This is a genomic window from Bacillus sp. PK5-006, from assembly GCF_054161415.1.
This window is the reverse complement of the sequence record NZ_CP096414.1, coordinates 2033009-2055351: the sequence shown is the minus strand read 5'-3', so window position 1 is coordinate 2055351 and position 22343 is coordinate 2033009. Positions and strand designations below refer to the sequence as shown.

General features: G+C 40.9%; 17 protein-coding genes. All 17 read left to right on the top strand.

Annotation, left to right across the window (positions count from 1 at the left end; translation table 11 throughout):
* The first annotated feature begins 111 nt into the window (after window positions 1–111).
* Complete coding sequence (gene rnjB / locus M1D84_RS10650) at window positions 112–1779, top strand: ribonuclease J2 (protein WP_012010007.1); 1668 nt, start codon at window positions 112–114, stop codon at window positions 1777–1779.
* Window positions 1780–1899: 120 nt separating this feature from the next.
* Complete coding sequence (locus tag M1D84_RS10645; protein ID WP_206533848.1) at window positions 1900–2628, top strand: ClpP family protease; 729 nt, start codon at window positions 1900–1902, stop codon at window positions 2626–2628.
* Complete coding sequence (locus M1D84_RS10640) at window positions 2625–2861, top strand: YlzJ-like family protein (RefSeq protein WP_008344712.1); 237 nt, start codon at window positions 2625–2627, stop codon at window positions 2859–2861. The genes M1D84_RS10645 and M1D84_RS10640 overlap by 4 nt, the downstream gene beginning before the upstream one ends.
* Window positions 2862–2971: 110 nt before the next feature.
* A complete protein-coding gene (locus M1D84_RS10635; protein ID WP_458106249.1) occupies window positions 2972–5344 on the top strand; it encodes a DNA translocase FtsK 4TM domain-containing protein in 2373 nt (790 codons plus the stop codon).
* A gap of 164 nt (window positions 5345–5508) precedes the next feature.
* Window positions 5509–6234: a GntR family transcriptional regulator gene (locus tag M1D84_RS10630; protein WP_024424122.1), complete on the top strand. Its 726-nt coding sequence runs from the start codon at window positions 5509–5511 to the stop codon at window positions 6232–6234.
* 102 nt (window positions 6235–6336) lie between these two features.
* Entirely contained in the window at window positions 6337–7566 is a 1230-nt protein-coding gene (locus tag M1D84_RS10625) for an MFS transporter (RefSeq protein WP_225315495.1), read from the top strand.
* Window positions 7567–7877: 311 nt separating this feature from the next.
* Window positions 7878–10994: an MMPL family transporter gene (locus M1D84_RS10620; protein ID WP_044330517.1), complete on the top strand. Its 3117-nt coding sequence runs from the start codon at window positions 7878–7880 to the stop codon at window positions 10992–10994.
* A 145-nt stretch (window positions 10995–11139) separates the two neighbouring features.
* Window positions 11140–12420 carry an EF-P 5-aminopentanol modification-associated protein YfmF gene (yfmF, locus tag M1D84_RS10615; RefSeq protein ID WP_458106248.1) on the top strand — a complete coding sequence of 427 codons (1281 nt, stop codon included), beginning with the start codon at window positions 11140–11142 and terminating at the stop codon, window positions 12418–12420.
* Entirely contained in the window at window positions 12417–13709 is a 1293-nt protein-coding gene (yfmH, locus tag M1D84_RS10610) for an EF-P 5-aminopentanol modification-associated protein YfmH (RefSeq protein WP_044330513.1), read from the top strand. Before yfmF ends, yfmH begins: the two co-directional genes overlap by 4 nt.
* Before the next feature lie 151 nt (window positions 13710–13860).
* Entirely contained in the window at window positions 13861–14337 is a 477-nt protein-coding gene (locus M1D84_RS10605) for a MarR family winged helix-turn-helix transcriptional regulator (RefSeq protein ID WP_044330511.1), read from the top strand.
* Window positions 14315–17434 (top strand): MMPL family transporter, encoded by a 3120-nt coding sequence (locus tag M1D84_RS10600; RefSeq protein ID WP_185854408.1) that lies wholly within the window; start codon window positions 14315–14317, stop codon window positions 17432–17434. The genes M1D84_RS10605 and M1D84_RS10600 overlap by 23 nt, the downstream gene beginning before the upstream one ends.
* A gap of 31 nt (window positions 17435–17465) precedes the next feature.
* A complete protein-coding gene (ymfI, locus tag M1D84_RS10595) occupies window positions 17466–18194 on the top strand; it encodes an elongation factor P 5-aminopentanone reductase (RefSeq protein ID WP_024424115.1) in 729 nt (242 codons plus the stop codon).
* Between the two features lie 73 nt (window positions 18195–18267).
* Window positions 18268–18525, top strand: coding sequence for a DUF3243 domain-containing protein (locus M1D84_RS10590; protein WP_024424114.1), 258 nt, complete (start codon window positions 18268–18270; stop codon window positions 18523–18525).
* Window positions 18526–18656: 131 nt separating this feature from the next.
* Complete coding sequence (locus M1D84_RS10585; RefSeq protein ID WP_003211480.1) at window positions 18657–19448, top strand: DUF3388 domain-containing protein; 792 nt, start codon at window positions 18657–18659, stop codon at window positions 19446–19448.
* Window positions 19449–19471: 23 nt separating this feature from the next.
* Complete coding sequence (locus M1D84_RS10580) at window positions 19472–20371, top strand: helix-turn-helix domain-containing protein (protein WP_122631375.1); 900 nt, start codon at window positions 19472–19474, stop codon at window positions 20369–20371.
* 74 nt (window positions 20372–20445) lie between these two features.
* Window positions 20446–21027, top strand: coding sequence for a CDP-diacylglycerol--glycerol-3-phosphate 3-phosphatidyltransferase (gene pgsA, locus M1D84_RS10575; protein WP_008358030.1), 582 nt, complete (start codon window positions 20446–20448; stop codon window positions 21025–21027).
* A gap of 16 nt (window positions 21028–21043) precedes the next feature.
* The gene (locus tag M1D84_RS10570; protein ID WP_185854409.1) at window positions 21044–22294 is read left to right on the top strand and encodes a competence/damage-inducible protein A; all 1251 of its coding nucleotides are present in this window, start codon (window positions 21044–21046) and stop codon (window positions 22292–22294) included.
* The last annotated feature ends 49 nt before the right edge of the window (window positions 22295–22343 follow it).

The window sequence follows — 22343 nt, the reverse complement described above, 5'->3', positions numbered from 1 at the left end:
ATACATAAACACTTTCTTAAAATGTGACTTCATCTTGTTTTCTAAAATTAGATTCAGTTATAATAGCATTAAGCGATGATGGACGGGCTTGAGACTAGGAGGATAAGAATTTTGAAAAAGAAAAATACAGAGAACGTAAGAATTATTGCACTCGGAGGCGTTGGAGAAATCGGAAAAAACCTATATGTCATTGAGATTGATTCGGACATATATGTAGTAGATGCAGGTTTAATGCATCCAGAAAATGAAATGCTGGGCATTGACGTCGTCATTCCTGATATCTCTTATTTAACAGAGCGTGCTGATCGGGTGAAAGCAATTTTTCTTACCCACGGACATGATGAAGCAATCGGAGGCGTATTCCATTGCTTGAGCAAATTGTCTGTACCAGTCTACGGAACGAAGCTGACCCTTGCGTTACTTCGAGAAAAATTAAAGCAGTATGGCTTCAATCAAAAAGCTGATTTGCGTGAGGTACATGCAAAATCAGTTATTACTTTTGAAACAACAAAAGTATCGTTCTTTAGAACGAATCACAGCATTCCTGATTCAGTTGGGATCAGCTTCAAAACCTCTCTTGGTTCAATCGTATGCACAGGTGATTTTAAATTTGATCAAACCCCAGCGCTTAACCAAGCCTGTGACATCGGAGAGATTGCGAAAATTGGAAACAACGGCGTTTTAGCACTACTTTCAGACAGTGCAAATGCTGAAAAACCAGGCTATACACCTTCTGAGGCGCTCGTCCAAGACGAAATCTCAAATGCGATGTACAATGCTGAAAATCGTGTGATTGTTGCTGTGTCTTCATCTAATATTAACCGCGTGCAGCAAATCATTAATGCAACAAATCAAAATGGCCGTAAGCTTGCCGTTGCAGGGAAAAATATGATGACAACCCTTCAGCTGGCGATCAAGCTTGGTTATGTTACAGCAGACGAAGAATTATTTGTACCCGTTCAAGAAGTGAAGAAAATGGCGAAAAACGACGTGGTTATCCTGACCGCTGGAAGCCACGGAGAGCCGCTTGCTGCTTTAACAAAAATGGCGAAGCAAAATCACAAACAGCTTCATATTGAAAAAGATGATACAGTTGTGATTGCATCTACACCTCTTCCTGGACAAGAACTCACATACTCTAAAACAGTGGATTTCCTTACAAGAAGCGGAGCACAAGTCATTTTTGCGCAAAAACGTGTACATGTATCTGGACATGGCTGCCAAGAAGAGTTAAAGCTAATGCTGAACTTACTAAAACCGAAGTATTTAATTCCGGTGAATGGCGAATATCGTATGCAAAAAGCACATTCTCGTATTGCTGAAGAAGTAGGCATGAAACGCAGTGACATTTTCTTGATTGATAAAGGAGATGTTGTTGAGTTTAGAGGACAGAATGTCAAAATCGGTGAAAAAGTTCACCAAGGAAACATTTTGATCGATGGTCTTGGCGTTGGTGATATCGGAAACATCGTGTTACGCGATAGACGTCTATTGTCTCAAGACGGCATCTTGATTGTTGTCATTACGCTCGATAAACAAAAGAAACAATTAATTTCTGGACCTGAAATCATCACAAGAGGATTTGTCTATGTAAGAGAATCCGAAGAGCTGATTGTGAAAGCAACAGAAATGGTCAAAGGGATTGTCAAAGAGCAAACGGAAAACTCAATTGTTGAATGGTCAACATTGAAACAATCCATGCGCGATGTGCTAAATCAATTCCTTTATGAAAAAACAAAACGTAAGCCGATGATCATTCCAATTATTATGGAAGTGTGATGAGAAAAGCCCAAGGAGCATAAGCTCTTTGGGCTTTTTTGATGTGGCATGAGGAATGCGGATGGAATATGCCCTATTTGTTCATAATAGGAGAAGAGTTTGAGGAAAGGATGGAGACAAATGGACGAAAAGAATGAACAGCAGCCTGAGCGAAAGCAAGAAGAAAAAGACAGCATTATGAGCAAAATACAGCAGCTTGGTGAAACAGCCGTTCCGCAGCTGCCGCAAGATACAAATATCCATTGCCTCACCATTATTGGACAAATTGAAGGCCATATGCAGCTTCCACCGCAAAATAAAACAACCAAATACGAACATGTCATTCCACAAATCGTAGCCGTTGAACAAAACCCTAAAATAGAAGGTCTTCTGATCATCTTAAATACAGTAGGGGGAGATGTTGAAGCGGGACTTGCGATTGCAGAAATGCTTGCTTCTTTATCAAAGCCAACTGTCTCGATTGTGCTTGGCGGCGGCCACTCGATAGGGGTCCCGATTGCTGTATCGTGTGACTATTCGTATATTGCAGAAACAGCTACGATGACCATTCATCCTGTGCGTTTAACAGGTCTTGTGATTGGTGTTCCGCAAACCTTTGAATACTTAGATAAAATGCAGGAAAGAGTCATTAACTTTGTCACAAGCCACTCCAACATTACAGAAGAGAAGTTTAAAGAGCTCATGTTCTCAAAAGGCAATTTGACGAGAGACATCGGAACAAATGTCGTTGGTCATGAGGCAGCAGAATACGGACTCATGAATGAAGTGGGCGGTGTAGGACAAGCGATTAAAAAGTTGAACGAACTTATCGGAGACAGGGCATCTCAAAACGAGGGGCTGATCCAATGATTTTATATACGCCTATGCCATATGAAGCCATTTACGCTGAGGAACAGGGAGAACGCAAACTCCAACAGGTAAACATTCAAGGTGTGCCAGTGATGGTTGAAATGAAAGAAGATGAAGCAGAAATCGTTCAAGTCATGAGCACCAATCCAATGGATTTTCTCAATCAAGAGCTTGCACCAGGCAAGCGATTGAAGTTACATTTAGGCACCAATCAAACCGACTCATATGAATGATTCTATGCTATAATAAAGGGAAAACTTACAACAAGATGCAGCCAAAACCAGGCTGCTTTCTTTCTGATCTTTCGGTAGGTTATATTTTCTTTCGTAGTAAGGTGATGAGTATGGCTAAAAAGAGAAAACGGAAAACGAGAAAAAAACAAAATAAACAGCTAAAACTGAAATATGAATTAAATGGGTTAGTCTGTATTGCCATAGCGATCATTGCCATTTTACAGCTGGGCGTTGTTGGACAAACCTTTGTACATCTATTCCGATTCTTTGCAGGTGAATGGTTCATTCTCTGCCTTATCGGATTATTTCTTTTTGGTGTGACGATTTTCTGGAAAAAACAAATCCCAGATATTTTAACAAGAAGAAAAGCAGGTCTCTACTGCATCATTGCGAGCATCTTGCTTTTGTCACATGTGAAGCTCTTTCAGCATCTTTCATCTGCTGGCGTCATTGGCTCTCAAAGTGTGATTAGAAATACATTTGAGCTTTTCTTGATGGATATGAAAGGTGAAACAGGATCGCCTGATTTAGGGGGCGGCATGATCGGAGCCGTCTTGTTCGCTGCTTCTTATTTCTTATTTGCACAAGCAGGCTCGCAAATCATGGCGATTGTTCTGATGCTGATTGGAATTGTCCTGATTACAAACCGATCCCTTCAGGAAATGGTGAAAAAAGTGACGATTCCTGTATCACAATTTATGGTGAGGCAGTGGAAAGCGTTTGTTGAAGATATGAAAGGAATCAGGCAGGCCAAAAAGAGCGCGTCCTCTCAGAAAACAGGTGAAAAGAAAAAACGTTCACGCATTCAAGAAGAAGACGAGGATGATCTGATCTTGATCGAAGAGGAAACGCCGTCTTCTGATAATAGCCAGCCGATTATTTCAAGCTTTGCAGACAGAGATGACATTCTCACCCCGACGGTTCAAAAAAAGCAGGCGGAAAAAGAGACAGCGCCTCTTCAGGACTCTGTGCAAAGTGCACCAGTTCAATCAGATACAGCCGATGAACCAAAAGAGGCGCCTCCGATGACATTTACAGAACTTGAAAACAAAGATTATGAATTGCCGTCACTTGATATTTTGGCAGAGCCTCAGCATTCAGGTCAGCAAACAGATAAGAAAAATATTTATGAAAATGCCAGAAAACTTGAAAAAACATTCCAAAGCTTTGGTGTGAAAGCAAAAGTCACACAGGTTCATTTAGGTCCAGCTGTGACCAAATATGAAGTATATCCAGATGTCGGCGTGAAGGTCAGTAAGATCGTCAATCTAAGTGATGATTTAGCCCTTGCCCTTGCAGCAAAGGACATTCGTATTGAGGCGCCGATTCCTGGTAAATCAGCCATCGGCATCGAAGTTCCGAATGCAGAAATTGCTATGGTTTCATTAAAAGAGGTATTAGAATCGAAGCAAAATGACCGTCCAAATGCTAAGCTCCTCATTGGACTCGGCCGTAATATCTCGGGTGAAGCTGTGCTTGCTGAAATGAACAAAATGCCGCATTTGCTTGTAGCAGGTTCGACTGGAAGCGGAAAAAGTGTGTGTATCAATGGTATTATCACAAGCATTCTCATGAGAGCGAAGCCTCACGAAGTGAAAATGATGATGATTGATCCGAAAATGGTTGAATTAAATGTGTATAACGGCATTCCGCATCTTTTGGCTCCTGTCGTAACAGACCCTAAGAAAGCATCGCAGGCCCTTAAAAAAGTAGTCAGCGAAATGGAACGCCGCTATGAATTGTTTTCGCATACGGGGACAAGAAATATTGAAGGATACAATGATTACATTAAACGGATGAATCAAACAGAAGATGCTAAACAGCCAGAGCTTCCTTATATTGTTGTCATTGTAGACGAGCTTGCAGATTTAATGATGGTCGCTTCCTCTGATGTGGAAGATTCCATTACACGACTTTCTCAAATGGCTCGTGCTGCGGGAATTCATTTGATTATCGCCACACAAAGACCTTCTGTCGATGTCATTACAGGTGTCATTAAAGCCAACATCCCATCCCGCATTGCCTTTAGCGTATCCTCTCAAACAGATTCAAGGACGATCCTTGATATGGGAGGCGCAGAAAAGCTACTGGGAAGAGGAGACATGCTGTTTTTACCTGTTGGTGCAAACAAGCCGGTTCGTGTGCAAGGCGCCTTTTTATCAGATGAAGAAGTGGAACATGTTGTGGATCATGTGATCACACAGCAAAAAGCACAATACCAAGAGGAAATGATTCCGAGCGAAGAAACGCAGGATCAGCTTGCGGCTGTGGAAGATGATCTATATGATGAAGCAGTAGAATTGATTATCGGCATGCAGACGGCTTCTGTTTCTATGCTGCAAAGAAGATTTCGCATCGGTTATACCCGGGCGGCACGTCTCATTGACGCAATGGAAGAGCGGGGCGTGGTAGGCCCATATGAAGGAAGTAAACCGAGAGAAGTTCTTCTCTCAAAAGAACAATATGACGAGCTCTCTTCATAAATTGAAGAGAGCTTTCCTGAAAAACAGTGAACAATAGTATGATTATGTTAACTGGATGTCAGACTATTTATTTATTTGCAAAAACATGATATAGTTATGTTCAACTTATCTCGGAATAGAGATTTCTCATCTTATCATTTGCATTGATTAGACGGAGGGAAAACATGTCGACCAAAACAGACAATCGCCATTTATATTTGAAAGTGATTGACCGTATTAAAGAAGATATTCAAACAGGTGTATATGCTGAAAAAGAAAAACTGCCTTCTGAGTTTGAGCTCTCAAAACTTCTAGGTGTGAGCAGAGCGACACTGCGTGAGGCCCTTCGTATATTAGAAGAAGAGAAGTATTTAATTAGAAGGCATGGGGTAGGGACTTTCGTCAATTCAAGACCGCTTTTTTCGACAGGCATAGAACAGCTGACAAGTGTTACGAAAATGATTGAGCAGGTCAATATGACGCCTGGCACCATCTTTTTATCCTCGCAAGAAGGGGAGCCGACAGAGAATGATGTCATTCGTTTTCAGTGTGATAAATCTGATGGGATTTTTTCAATGGAACGCGTTCGAACGGCAGATGGGCAGCCAGTTGTTTATTGTTTAGATAAAATTCCGGTCAAACATCTTCCCGCTTCTTTTACACATGAAGAAGAGTCTCTTTTTGAGCTGTTTGGAAGAGAACCGCACAGCGGGATTAAATATGCAGTTGCTGACATTGAACCAATTGGCTACCACGATCAGGTCTCACCGATTCTAGATTGTGACCCTGAAACGGCGTTATTATTACTGAAACAAATGCACTATGATCAGGATGATCAGCCGGTCTTATACTCCCTCAATTATTTTCGAGCGGATAAATTCAGTTTTCATGTCATACGCAAACGATTTTAATAAGCAGTCGCTTCCATAGGCGGCTGCTTTTTGTTTGCCCATACATAATACTCGTCAAACTTGCCACACTAATACGTAACAGTATATAGAATTGGGTGAATGATGTTGGGCGAGAAAACAGTCAGTAAAAAGAATATCATTGCATTATCATCAGTGCCTCTAATCATGACACTAGGGAACTCGATGTTAATACCAGTATTGCCAGAGATAGAAAAGAAACTCTCGATTACTTCCTTTCAAGTCTCTCTCATTATTACGGTATATTCGGTTGTAGCCATCTTATGTATTCCAATCGCCGGTTACTTATCAGACCGGATTGGGCGGAAAAAGGTACTGCTGCCGTGTCTTTTAATCGCTGGACTTGGAGGAGCTGTGGCAGCAGTCGCCTCAACGATCATGAAAGAACCTTATATGTGGATTCTGTTTGGCAGGGTCCTTCAAGGGATTGGTTCAGCTGGAGCCGCACCTGTCGTTATGCCGTTTATTGGAGATTTGTTTCATGATGATGAAGAGGTCAGTGCCGGACTTGGCGCCATTGAAACCTCTAATACAGCAGGTAAGGTACTAAGTCCTATTATTGGGGCACTTCTTGCTTCATGGTTTTGGTTTGTGCCGTTTTGGTTCATTCCGTTCTTTTCGATCATCAGCTTTCTCATGGTACTGTTCATGGTAGAGTCGGCGAAAAAAGAGGAGGACCCGCCTACATTTAAAGAATTTTTAAAATCAACAAAGACCATTTTTAAGCATGAGGGACGCTGGCTTTATGCCATTTTTGCTATTGGCGGTTTTATTATGTTTCTTCTTTTTGGTGTGCTTTTTTACTTATCCGATAACCTCGAGGCAGCTTATCAAATAAAAGGCGTTAAAAAAGGGCTCCTGCTGAGTATTCCGCTCCTTTTTCTATCAATCAGTTCCTACATTGCTGGAAAAACGATTGGAAAAGAAAAAGGAAAAATGAGAATCTTTATAATCGTAGGGATGGCTTTGTTATCACTTTCTTATATTTTTTTATGGTGGAATCACAGCTTTTTCGTATTGTTTATCTGTTTAAGCATTGGCGGAGTGGGCATCGGTATTGTGCTGCCTGCACTTGATGCGCTGATTACAGAAGGAATTGAAAAAGAGCAGTGCGGTACCATTACGTCATTTTATAGCAGTATGCGTTTTATCGGTGTTGCTTTAGGACCTCCGATTTTTGCCTATCTAATGGATAAAGGGGACTCCATTGTTTTTATTCTCTCGACCATTTGCAGTCTCATTTCACTATTTTTGGTCCTCTTTTTCATCCAGCCAGATGAAGAGGATGAGAGTGAACAATTGAAAACGGTTTAAATATAGAAAAAAGATGGTATTTTGCCATCTTTTTTCTTTTTTATAAATTGACATGTAAAATTTTGATAGTTAAACTAATGTATAGTAATATCTTTTAAATTATCCCAAATTGGAGGTGTTCAAAAACATTCATTTTCTGTCTTTCTTTAGGCAGAAATTGAGCTCGCGTGCTGATGATGGAGATATGCTTCTTCAACACGAAAGGACAATTGAATAGGTCATCCTGCCATTTGAAGGAGACGCAGTCAGCACTTCAGACACGCTCAAATACAGCAAATTGATTGAAGAAGTAGAAGGAGCTTGAAGCAGCTATGTTGCAAATAATTAAAGCAAGATGGATTGTATTAGTGGTGTGGATGATAACAGCTGTGATTCTGTTTATTACTGCGCCCGATTTAGAGGAATTAACAAGAGAAAAAGGGCAATTAAAGGTTCCGGAGGGGACACCAACAGCTGAGGCACTTCACCTATTGGATAAGCTGTCAGATAAGAACGGGAAGAAAGATACAGGTGTGCTTGTATTCTCCGAACAACATCTGTTCCCTGCGAAAGAGCAGGAATTAAAAAAGGCTTTAGCTGCACTCATGTCAAATGCCCCAGAACTCCACATTGACGGAATTACTTCGTATTTTCATGTAGATCCGGACATTCAAAAACAACTTTTATCAAAGGATAAAAGTACACTTCTTGTTCCATTCAAATTCGACCACTACGAAACAAAAGCTGTGAAGATTAAAGAACAAATTGAGGAAGTTTTAAAGCCCTATCATGTCTCATATGAAATAACGGGTCAAAAGTTTGTGGATTCAGATGTCATTCAAAGCTCTCAACAAGGTCTGAAGAAAACTGAACTTATCACGATGATTTTTATTTTCTTTATTTTAATCATTGTTTTCAGATCGATATTGGCACCTGTTGTTCCGCTCATTACGATAGGCATTTCTTACGCTGTCAGCCGGTGTATTGTGGCTTTTCTCGTAGAATATACACAATTTCCTCTATCTAATTTTACTCAGATTTTTATGGTAGCCATTATGTTCGGTATCGGAACGGATTATTGCATCCTGCTGTTAAGCCGTTTTAAAGAGGAGATCGGGCAAGGCCGTGATGTCAAAGAGTCGATTATCGTCACATATCAATGTGCAGGGAAAACGGTATTTTTCAGCGGCTTAGCCGTGTTAGTCGGCTTCTCAAGTATTGGATTTGCTAAATTCCAATTGTATCAATCAGCCGTTAGTGTTGCCGTTGGAGTAGGCATTCTGCTGATTGCCCTTGTCACCATCGTTCCCTTTTTTATGTCTGTTTTCGGAAAATCTCTATTCTGGCCATCTAAAAGAGAAAACATTCGGCATCCGCAAAGTAAAATGTGGGAATGGGCTGGGCGTTTTTCATTTAAAAGGCCGCTGATCAGCTTAGGGTTAGTCGCTCTTATTACGGTGCCTCCTATTCTGATGTACGACGGCACCCTATCTTATAACAGTTTAAATGAAATTGGGAATAAGTATGAGTCGGTGTCAGCATTTAATACGATATCAGAGCAATTTGGCTTTGGTGAAGCGCTGCCGCTGAATGTGCTTGTCGAAAATGATCATAAGCTGGATAATCAGGAAAACATTGTCATGATTGAAAAACTAACTCGTAAATTAAATGACATTGACGAAGTCAAAACAGTCCGCAGTGTCACGCGGCCTGTTGGGGACGGGCTGAGCCAGCTTTATGTCACATCTCAAGCGAAAGAGCTTGGAGGAGAACTCGGCAAAGGCCATGAAGGAATCGGGAAAATTTCAGATGGCTTGACCGAAACAAATCTCGCTCTTCTCAAACAAAAACCAAAAATTGAAGAATCCGCTCAAGGCATTGACCAGCTGATTGATGGAACAAAAGCAATCAAAAGCGGTATCGGAGAAGTTAGGGAATCCTTAATCTCTTTAGAAGATGGAGTGAGACGCAGTAAGGAAGGCGTCGGCACCATTCGAAGTAAAATCAAAAAAGCGAAAAAAGAATTAGAGCAAGAATATCGCAGCAGCGAAACGATGCTTCAAGAGCTAGAGCGAGTGGTGAATACACTTGAACGCCATGCGAAATCGAATCAGCAGCTGATGACAACCATTAAGAAAGTAAGGGCATCCTATGAAAATCTTTCATTTGAAGCACTAGAAAATCGTCTTCCAGAAGTAAAAGACATGGATGAATATAAAGAAATCAAGAAGGTATTCAAAGAAACAAAAGGAATGCTTGATCAAGCAGGGGATCAAATGAGTGTATATGAAGAGGAAGCCGCTCACTTTAAGCAAAAGATCAAGCAGGCAGATCAAGTGATTCAAACCTTATCAAGCAAGCAAAAAGAAGTAAGACGCCAAGTGCAAGCGCTCATGGATGGGCTTGATCAAATTTATGACGGCCTTGACCAAACAAATGAGGGCCAAAAACAATTGATTAAAGAAATGCCTAAAATCGAAGATGGTGCAGATCAGCTGACAGACGGCCAAAAAGCCATCAAAAAAGGATTTAGCCAGCTTTCATCAAAACTTACATTGTTAACAGATGGATTAGGTGAAAGTATTGAAGGGCTTGAGCAGGTCAAAAGCGGCTTCACCGAGGCTGACGGCTACTTAAAGCAGCTTCAGCAAGCGCCAGATGAAGAAATAACGGGCTGGTTTATTCCAGAAGAAGTGCTGAAACGCCAAGAATTTAAGCAAATCTTTCATACGTATATGTCTCCAGATCGTAAATTAACGACTTTTGAAGTCATCTTAAATGTGAATCCATACAGCAATGAAGCGATGAAAGGTGTCGCGAAAATTGAGGAAACCCTTGATCAATATTTACCTGTAAGTGGACTCAAAAATGCCAAATACGGTGTATCTGGTATCTCAAGCTTAAATGTGGACTTAAAAGAAACGTCTGACGGTGACTTTATTCGAACTGTTATCTTCATGTTAATTGGTATTTTTATTATTTTAATTATTTTATTACGGTCAATCGTCATGCCGATATACTTAACACTTTCACTGATTTTAACGTACTTTACATCAATCGGGTTAACAGAATGGATCTTTAAAACATTTTTTGGCTACGATGGTGTCAGCTGGGCTGTCCCATTTTTCAGCTTTGTCATTCTTGTGACGCTCGGGATCGATTATTCCATCTTCCTCATGGATCGTTTTAATGAATGGAAGGGAGAGCATGTACAAGCATCGATGATATCAGCGATGAGAAATATGGGTTCTGTTATTATTTCTGCAGTGGCCATTTTAGCAGGTACGTTCGCTGCTATGCTGCCATCAGGAGTATTATCGCTTGTTGAAATTGCAACAGTCGTACTCATTGGACTTTTATTATATGCTTTTGTTGTATTGCCCCTCTTTATTCCGGTCATGGTTCGTATTTTTGGTAAATGGAATTGGTGGCCGTTTAGAATGAAATAACGACTGGCGTCTCTGCTATGAGCAGAGGCGTTTTTATTTCCTATCCTTTCCTCTGATTGATATAATGTCTATTAAATGGCTGTTTCACGTATATATCAGCTATGTTCTAATACATAATAAATAGGATGAACAAAGGAGGTTTCTCATGACGTACTTACAAGAGAAGACACTGGACACACCGGGTCTTCATACTCATATTGTCAAAACAGAAAAATTTAAAACCGTGACAATCCTTTTTAAAATGCTTGCACCGCTATCCAAAGATGACGTCACCATGCGTTCTCTTTTCCCGCATGTGCTGTTAAGAGGAACAGAAAAGATGCCGAAAACAGGCGCACTGCGTGCCTATTTTGATGATCTCTATGGAGCAACCGTTTCGGCAGACATGGCGAAAAAAGGTGAGAATCACATCATTACCTTTCGCCTAGAAATGGCGAATGAAAAATATTTAAAGGATCAAACCCCTTTACTAGAAAAAGGGATTGCCTTACTATCTGACCTATTATTCCGCCCTTATGTTGAAGAAGGAGTGTTTAGTCAATTATATGTAGATCAAGAAAAACGCACATTAAAACAGCGAATTCAGGCAGTTTATGATGACAAAATGCGTTATTCGAACTTAAGACTCGTGCAGGAAATGTGTAAAGGTGAACCATATGCGTTGCACGTCAATGGTGAAATGGAAGACATCGAAGCAATCACACCTCACTCGCTCTTTGAAGCTTATGAGCATGCGCTTCATTCAAACCAGCTTGATCTTTATGTTGTCGGAGATGTTGACGAACAAGACATCAGCCGCATGGTCTCCCAATACTTTAAAACAAGTGAAAGAGAACCAGTCAAACAGCAGGCTGAATCAGCAAGACCTCAAAATGAACCAAAAGAAGTCATTGATGAAGAGGACGTGAAACAAGGCAAGCTGAATATTGGCTTTCGTACACATACAACGATTGCAGATAAAGATTATCCGGCGCTGCATTTGTTTAATGGCATATTCGGCGGTTTCTCGCATTCTAAGCTATTCATTAATGTTCGTGAAAAGGCAAGTCTAGCTTACTACGCTGTGTCTAGACTTGAAAGCTTTAAAGGCTTGATGATGGTCATGTCAGGGATTGAAGTCGGCAACTACCAGCAGGCAGTGGACATCATCAAAGAACAATTTGAAGCGATGCAAAAAGGTGATTTTTCAGATGAAGCGATTGATCAAACAAAAGCAGTCGTCAAAAATCAGCTGCTCGAAACGATCGATACGTCTTATGGGACAGCAGAATATTTGTATCAGCATGCCGTTGTACCAACTGGGGAAACCCTTGATTCCTTTTTAGAAGCATTAGACCGTGTGACAAAAGAGGACATCATCAATGTGGGTCAGAAAATTGAATGGGATACGACCTATTTTCTTAAAGGAACGGAGGGTGCTTCATGACAGTGAAAACAATTCATTTCGATCAGCTGCAAGAAACGGTCTATCACGAAAAAATGGAAAGCGGACTTGACGTCTATGTGCTGCCAAAGCAAGGGTTTAACAAAACCTATGCGACCTTTACAACAAAATATGGCTCTGTCGATAACGAATTTGTGCCGCTTGGCAAAGAAGACATGATTCGAGTGCCTGACGGAATTGCCCATTTCTTAGAGCATAAGCTGTTTGAAAAAGAAGATGGAGACGTGTTTCATACTTTTAGTAAACAGGGAGCATCCGCAAACGCCTTTACAACGTTTACGAGAACGGCTTATTTATTCTCAAGCACCTCAAATGTCGAACAAAACCTTGAGACACTCATTGATTTTGTTCAAGAGCCTTATTTTACTGAAAAAACAGTCGAAAAAGAAAAGGGCATCATTGGTCAAGAAATTAACATGTATGATGACAATCCGGACTGGCGTTTATTCTTTGGTCTGATTGAAAATTTATATCAAGAGCATCCTGTGAGAATAGATATTGCTGGAACAGTAGAGAGCATTGCCCCTATTACAAAAGATCATTTGTATGAATGTTATGAAACGTTCTATCACCCGAGCAATATGCTTCTATTCGTCGTCGGGCCTGTTGATCCGAAGCAAATTTTAGATCAAGTCAGAGCGAATCAGGCGAAAAAGCCATTTACAGATCAGCCGGAGATCAAACGAAAAGACATCAATGAGCCAGAAGGTGTGTACCGGAAAGAATACGAACTTCCAATGAACGTACAAGGCTCTAAATGTATGTTCGGTTTGAAAACAAAGAATCCGCATAAAAAAGGAAATCAGCTGCTAAAGCATGAGCTTGGGATGAACCTCATTTTAGAGACGCTGTTTGGCAAAAGCTCCTTACAATATGAACAGATGTATGAAAAAGGCTTAATTGATGAAACATTCAGCTACGATTATACAGAAGAGGGCGGCTTTGGCTTTACTTCAGTTGGCGGGGATACAAATGATCCTGATCAACTCGCAAAGGTATTAAAAGAAACCCTTCTTCAAGCAAAAAGCCTCATGACAGAAGAGAAAATTGAACTTGCACGCAAGAAAAAAATCGGCAGCTTTTTAAAAGCCATGAATTCTCCAGAATATATTGCGAACCAATTTACTCGATATGCATTCTTAGACATGAGCTTATTTGATGTCGTCACAATGCTGGAACAAATTCAATTGACTGATATTCAGCAAATTTTAGATGAAGAAATTGATGAAGAACGGATGTCTGTTTTCAAAGTCGTCCCAAAAACAAAATAAATGTAAAAAGACAAACTCATATCGGCAGAGTTTGTCTTTTTTATGTTCATTGAAAAAGCCGTTTTATTTGGGAGGATATTCATTGACAATTGTTTTGGTCATTAGTTAAACTCTTTAATAGTTAAACACTTAAACTAAAAAGGAGCAGCGTATGGAACAAAATAAAATTGCCCAGCTCATCCAGAGATACGCAGATGTCTATCTCATGATGGAGAAAAAAGTATCGAGTATGATCACGGAAAAGCTTGATAAAGAGCTGACGCTTGATCAATATTACTCGCTTCGATACATCAATTTACATCCAGGGTGTACATCTACGGACCTTGCTAATGTATGTAATGTAAACAAAAGTGCTGTAACATCGATGACCAACCGTCTTTTTACGAAAAACTATATTTTTCGTGAACATGATCAAGCTGACAGAAGAAATGTTCACCTGTACGTCACGCCAGAGGGCAAAGATGTGGTCAGCCGAATGGAAAAGCAGCTTCAAGACCTGGTTCGATCTTATTTTGAAAAGCTTGAAGAAAAAGAAATGGAATCATTTATTCAAACATATGAAAAGATCTATCAAGTGATCATCGAAGAGGAGGCACAAAGTACTAATGAGAGCAATCATAAAGGGTAGATGGCTGATCACGATCCTGTGGGTCGTATTAGCGGCAGTGTTACTCATCACCGCTCCTAATATGGCGCAGTTAACAAAAGAAAAAGGGCAAATTTCTGTACCAGACGGCTATCCGTCTTCATATGCCAATCAGTTATTAAAGAAAATGTCTGAAAACGGCGATACAGAAAAATCAATCGTCATTGTCTTTCAAGAAAAGAACATTGTGAAAGAAAGAGAAACATCTTTAAAAAAGGCAATGGACATTTTAGAAAAAGATCAAGATCTCCACATAGAGGACATCACTTCTTACTTTGAAGCCAATAAAGATATCAAAAAACAAATGCTCTCTAAAGATCAAACGACACTCCTTGTTCCAGTTACATATGACTCAAACAAAATCAAAGCGTCCGATTTTAAAGAAAGAGTCAATGAAAAGCTGAAAAGCTTAAACCTGAAATTTGAAATGACAGGGCAGCCGTTAATTGATGATGATGTTATCACAAGTTCGCAGGAAGGCCTGAAGAAAACAGAATTCATTACGATTGGGTTTATTCTCGTTGTCCTTATTCTTGTTTTTAGGTCAGCTGTGGCGCCTTTCGTTCCGTTAGTCGCAGTGGCACTGTCTTACTTGGTGAGTCAATCGATCGTGGCTTATTTAGTAAAATATGTAGACTTTCCGCTCTCGACCTTTACTCAGATCTTTATGGTCGCGATCATGTTTGGAATTGGAACGGACTACTGCATACTGCTTCTCAGCCGCTTTAAGGAAGAGATCGCACATGGTAAAGATAAAATTGAGGCGATTCTGATTACGTATAAAACAGCAGGAAAGACCGTCTTATTCAGCGGAATTGCGGTTCTGATCGGTTTTACATGTATTGGTCTCGCACAATTCCAGCTTTATAAATCAGCTGTTGCAGTAGCAGTTGGGGTTGCTGTGCTCATTGTGGCTCTTCTCACGATTGTGCCGTTCTTTATGGCAGTTTTAGGAAAGGTGTTATTTTGGCCGATTAAAGGCGATATTGCCCATCCGCAGTCAAAAATGTGGGAAACAGCAGGCCGTTTTTCATTTAAGAAACCGCTTTTCAGCTTATTAATTGTAGGAATCATTACGCTTCCGCCAATTCTCATGTATAAAGGAACTCTTTCTTATAACAGCTTAGATGAAATTGGTAATAAATACGAATCGGTTAACGCATTCAATACCATTTCTGATAAGTTTGGACCGGGTGAAGCACTTCCGGCAACAGTGGTTGTGAAATCATCTGACCTTTTAGACAACAATGAAGGGCTGATTGCCATCGAAAAACTCAGCCGTGCAATTGAACAAACAGATGGGGTCAGTAAAGTGAGAAGTGCCACCCGTCCTGTCGGTAAAGGGCTGAGTGATCTGTACGTGAAATCACAAGCCAAAGAATTGAACACAGGACTTGATAAAAGCAATGAAGGCTTGAAAAATATCCAAGATGCACTGACGACAATGAGTCAATCCATTGAGGATCAAACACCGCAAATCAAATCATCAGGAAAAGGCATTAACAAATTGATTTCTGGTACAGAATCTGTGCAAACAGGGATTCAAAATGTTGAAAAATCCTTAAGAAAATTGCAAAATGGCATCGACCAAAATAAAAAAGGTGTAGCAGCCATTAAAGATGAAATCAAAGGTGCAAAAAAGGAATTAATGGCTCAAGTCGCACAAGTGAATCAGCAAGTTTCACTGTATAAAAGCATTTCCAAAGAATTAAAGGCAGCATTAGCGCAAGTAGATACGTCATCCTCTGCCGCAGCAGATGTAAAAGCGTTAATCAAACAAGCAAATACACAATTTAGTACCCTTGAAAAGCAAATCCCGCAGGTAAAAGAAAATCAATCGTATCAAGCGATTAAAGCTTCGTACAATGAACTTTCTGCGACCTTGCAAGAAGGGGCGAAACAGGCAGACAGCTATGCCAAACAAGCGAAAGAAGCTAGAAAGCAGCTTGAAGCAGCTGATGCCTTTATCGCAAAAGCTTCAGAGCAGCAAAAAGTCTTGACGAATCAAATCGATGAACTCATTGCTGGCTTAGATGCAGTTGAAAATGGACTGGATCAAACGTCTAAAGGTCAAGGACAACTAGCTGATAATATGCCAAAGCTTGCAAATGGAGCGGGGGACATCATTAATGGCCAAAAGCAAATGAAAGAAAAGATTGGCGGCTTTGGGGATAACCTGACCAAGCTGACAGACGGCCTGAACAAAAGTGTAAATGGACTGGAGAAAATTTCGAGCGGCTTAATGGGTGCAGGTGACTACTTAGACGAACTGAAAAATGCACCAGATCAAGACATGGCCGGCTGGTTTATTCCAAAAGACGTCTTGAAAAATAAAGCATTTAAGCAAGTATTTGATTCATACATGTCAGATGATCGCAAGATGACAAAGATTGATGTCATTTTAGAGAAAAATCCATATGGAAATGACGCCTTGTCGACGATTAAACAAGTGGAAGCTTCTGTCGAGCGGGCACTTCCTGAAACAAACCTAAAAGATGCGTCATTTGGCGTCTCAGGTGTATCAAGTATGAATGCTGATCTGAAACAACTGTCAGACCAAGATTTCAATAAGACAGTGCTTTATATGATGATTGGTATTTTCCTTATTTTGGTTATTTTGTTCCGTTCGCTTGTCATGCCGCTTTACTTGGTAGGTTCACTCATATTGACTTACTTTACAGCAATCGGTGTAACAGAATTTATTTTCACCCATTTCTTCGGATATCCTGGCATTAACTGGGCTGTACCATTCTTTGGATTTGTCATATTAATGGCGCTCGGAGTCGATTATTCGATTTTCTTAATGGAGCGGTTCAATGAATACAAAACAAAAGACATCCAGTTTGCCATGACTGAATCAATGAAAAATATGGGGTCTGTCATTATGTCTGCTGCTGTTATTTTGGCAGGAACATTTGCCGCCATGCTTCCATCAGGTGTGCTGTCTCTCCTGCAGATTGCAACACTTGTCCTTACAGGACTTTTACTGTACGCACTCGTTGTGCTACCATTGTTCGTACCTGTAATGGTGAAATTGTTCGGATCAGCCAACTGGTTCCCATTTAAACGAAAAGAATAGGTATTCTATATAGAAAGAAGGAATCAATGTGATGAGTCGTTGGGCGCTGATAACAGGTGCCAGTGGCGGGATTGGGCAGGCAGCAGCGAAAAAGCTTGCCCAAGAAGGCTGCCATGTGATGCTCCATTATCATAAAAATGAACAGGCAGCTGTGCGCCTCGCTGCTCATTTGGATGAGGCATATTCCATTCAAACGCACGTCGTTCAAGCCGATTTATCTAAAATGGGCGGAGCAGAAGAGCTTGTCAGCCGTCTGCCGCTCTGTCCAGATATTCTTGTTTTAAATAGCGGCAGAAGCCATGTCGGCTTGGTGACAGACACAGAAAAAGACGTATTAGCCAGTATGGTGCAGCTTCATGTCACAAGCCCATATGAGCTTACCCAATCCCTTTTACCCGCCATGATTCGAAAGAAAGCAGGCCATATCATTGCGGTCAGCTCGATATGGGGAGAAACGGGAGCATCGTGTGAAGTGCTGTACAGCATGGTCAAAGGTGCGCAAAATGCGTTTATCAAAGGATTAGCAAAAGAGCTTGCTCCAAGTGGAATTAGAGCAAATGCTGTCTCGCCAGGTGCTGTCAAAACAGACATGATGAATCGTTTTACGCAGGAAGACATCGCTATGCTGGAAGAAGAAATTCCGCTTGGCCGGCTTGCATCGCCTGAGGAGGTTGCAGATGTCATTTGGTTTCTCGCGTCAAAACAGTCAAGTTATATCACAGGTCAAATTTTATCTGTTAATGGCGGCTGGTACTGTTAAAAAACGTGTATAATTCGTCTCTCCATGACAAAAGCTATGGCTGTAATTCATCTTTTCGAATGGAGGAATCGACATGTCTGTACTTGAGAACTGGGACCATTGGAAAAACTTTTTAGGTGATCGCTTAAATCATGCGCAGGATAAAGGTTTAGAAGATGAGACTATCAATAACCTTGCGTATGAAATTGGCGGATATCTAGCTAACGAAGTTGAGGCAAAGAACGAGCAGGAAAGAGTACTTGCTGACCTTTGGAGCGTTGCATCAGAAGATGAGCAGCGTGCCATTGCAAATATGATGGTCAAGCTAGTTGAAAATAATAGCTCGCACTAAACAAAAAGAGAGGTCGTTTGTGCCTCTCTTTTTATTTTAACCGTTTCACAACATTGTGCTTTCTAAAAATGTGAAAATGCTTTATGATAAAGGAAGGTAAAAATTTGCCACAATGAAGGGGGTAATATCATTTGGCAAAGCTCGAATGGTATTTTGAATATGAGATACAGGTAAACCGTCCCGGACTTTTAGGAGACATTTCTTCTCTAATGGGGATGCTTTCAATTAATATTGTGACAATTAATGGTGTTGATGTATCAAGACGCGGAATGCTTTTACGCTGTGACCACACAGATCAAATTAAGCGGCTTGAATCAATTTTAAATACAATGGAAACGATAAAAGTAACGAAATTAAGACAGCCAAAGCTTCGTGACCGCTTAGCTGTTCGTCATGGAAGATACATACAGCGTGATGCCGATGACAAAAAGACGTTCCGTTTTGAAAGAGACGAGCTCGGTCTTCTTGTTGATTTTATGGCTGAACTCTTTAAAAAAGAAGGACATAAATTGATTGGGATTCGCGGAATGCCGCGTGTCGGAAAAACAGAATCAATTGTGGCTTCAAGTGTTTGTGCAAGCAAGAGATGGCTGTTTGTATCATCAACTCTTTTGAAACAGACGATCCGAAGTCAGCTGATCGCAGATGAATACAGCCCAGATAACGTCTTTATTATTGATGGGATTGTATCGACAAGAAGAGGTTCTGAGAAGCATTTGCAGCTTTTAAGGGAAATTATGAGACTGCCGGCAACGAAGGTGGTCGAGCATCCAGACATCTTTATTCAAAATTCAGAATATACAATGGATGATTTCGACTATATCATTGAATTGCGGAATAGCGCAGACGAAGAGATTACATATGAACACGCTGAAGAACCACAAGTGTTTGATCATTCTGGTTTTTCTGGCTTCGATTTTTAATATGGTAATGGTAGGTGTTTGTTTTGACTGAATTGGGAAAACGGCTCGTTGAGGCCAGAGAGGAAAAAGGAATGTCGCTGGAGGATCTTCAGACGGTGACCAAGATCCAAAAGCGCTATTTGCTAGCAATCGAACAAGGAAACTATGATATTATTCCAGGTAAATTTTACGTCAGAGCGTTTATTAAACAATATGCCGAAGCCGTTGGACTGAATCCTGAACAATTGTTCGAAGAATTTCGTAAAGATGTTCCAAGCACGTATAACGATGAAGTATCTGATAAATTATCGAATATTAAGCCGCAAAGAGAGCTGCCAAAGCCTGCCTCGAAAGTGCTTGAACTATTGCCGACAATTTTAATTATTGGAGGCATCATTGTGGTCATCGCCATCATTTATGTGATCGTGCAGGCGGTCAATCATGATAGCGGACAGAAGAATAATCAGGCGGCCCCTCAGCAATCAGAATCTAAATATGAAGTATCTAAGGATTCATCTCTTGCAAAAGATCAAAAGAAAAAAGAAAAAGCTTCGTCAGATGATAAAGAAAAATCATCTAAAAAAGATGATTCATCAAAAGACGATGAAACTGTATCTTTAAAGGCGACGAATACAGAAGGCTCGACAACAACGTATGAAGTATCAGGTGCAGACGAAATGGAGTTAAAAATTTCTGCCTCTCAAGCTTCATGGCTGCGCGTAAGAGACGAATCTGGAAAAGTGCTGAAGATGGGTGAACTAAAAGATGGCGAATCGTTTAAAACAGACCTGGCTGATCTTTCTCAGGTCGATATCCGTCTAGGCAATGCGTCTGGAATAGATATCAAGGTAAATGACGAGACACTTAAGTACGAATTAGACCCTAAGGACACCATGACACAAAACATTGTGATTGTGAATAAAGGAAAGGAAAAGTCATCTTAAGCAAGTAGATGACTTTTCTTTTGTTCCTACTATTATATACATAATAAAATTGCATTATTGGAGGATTGGATTTCATGTTTAACTTACCGAATAAAATAACCCTTTCTAGGATCGCCTTGATCCCTGTTTTTATGATTATTATGCTTGCACCGCTAGATTGGGGTGTTGCGCGCTTTGGCGACGTCAGCATCGAAGTGACGCACCTTGTTGGAGCGATCCTGTTTATTGTTGCTTCAACAACTGACTGGATTGATGGATACTACGCACGTAAGCTTAATTTAGTGACGAACTTTGGTAAATTTTTAGATCCGCTTGCAGATAAATTGCTTGTTTCAGCTGCTTTAATTATACTTGTTCAATACAACCTCACACCGGCATGGATGGCGATTGTGATCATCAGCCGTGAATTTGCTGTAACAGGTCTAAGGCTTGTATTAGCCGGAGGCGGTGAAGTAGTGGCAGCGAATATGCTTGGAAAGGTGAAGACATGGGCGCAGATCATTGCGATTTCTGCACTTTTACTGCATAACCTGCCGTTTGAACTTGTGTCATTCCCGTTTGGTGATCTAGCGATGTGGGTAGCGGTGTTCTTCACTGTTGTCTCAGGCTGGGATTACTTTGCAAAAAACTGGGAAGCTTTAAAGAATTCTAACTAAAAAGGACGTGTACGCTTTGAAGTCAGAGAGAAAAGCAGAAATTATTGCAGTCGGTTCCGAACTATTGCTAGGGCAAATTACGAATACGAATGCACAATTCATCAGCAAACAACTAGCTGAAATTGGTGTGAATGTTTATTACCACACAGCAGTTGGTGACAATCCAGAGCGTTTAAAACAGGCCATTCAGGTGGCGCAGGAAAGATCTAATTTTATTATCTTCTCAGGTGGTCTTGGACCAACCAAAGATGACTTAACAAAAGAAACCATTGCGAGCACGCTTGGCAAAGAGCTTGTACTAAATGAAGAAGCATTTGAATCGATTCAAGACTACTTTCTAAAGACCGGACGCGTTATGTCACCGAACAACCGTAAGCAGGCACTCGTTCTAGAAGGGTCTGATGTGCTCGTGAACCGTTTCGGGATGGCCCCGGGTATGTTTGTTCAAGAAGACGATACGTTTTATATGCTTCTTCCTGGACCGCCAAGTGAACTGCACCCGATGTTTAAAAACGAGGCAAAGCCGCTGATTTCTGAGAAACTTGGCTTAAAGGAAAAGATCGTGTCTGTTGTTCTGCGCTTCTTCGGAATCGGTGAATCGCAGCTTGAAACAGACCTAGAAGATTTAATTGATGCTCAAACCAACCCGACGATTGCACCACTCGCATCTGACGGTGAAGTGACGCTAAGGCTGACTGCTAAGCATGAGGATGAAAAAGAAACAGAGCGTCTGTTAAAAGAAACAGAAGCGCAAATTTTAGCGCGGGTAGGAGAGTACTTCTACGGATATGGGGATACATCACTTGTCCGCGAAGCGTCCAAAGCTTTGCACGAGCACGGGAAAACAGTAGCAGCAGCAGAAAGCCTGACTGGCGGAATGTTCTCCGAATGGCTGACAGATCTCGAAGGAGCATCATCCATTTTGAACGGAAGTGTGGTTTGTTATACAAACCAAGTCAAGCAGCAGGTACTTGGCTGCCGGGAAGAAACATTGTCTTCTCATGGTGCTGTCAGCAAAGAGTGTGCTTTAGAGCTTGCTGAAGGGGTGAGAAAGCTGACCGGAAGTGATATTGGCATTAGCTTTACGGGTGTAGCAGGACCTGATACCCAAGAGGGTCAGCCTGTTGGAAAAGTGTTCATTGGACTATCTACGAAAGACCAGACGGACGTGTTTGAATGGATGTTTACAGGCAGCCGGTCAGGCATTCGAAAGCGCGCTGTGAAATATGGTCTGCATCACTTACTCAACTTATTAAAAGAGAGTTAATTTTGTTTTTTGTTAGGTTTACTCCTTTATAAAAGAGCGTTTTTTCTAA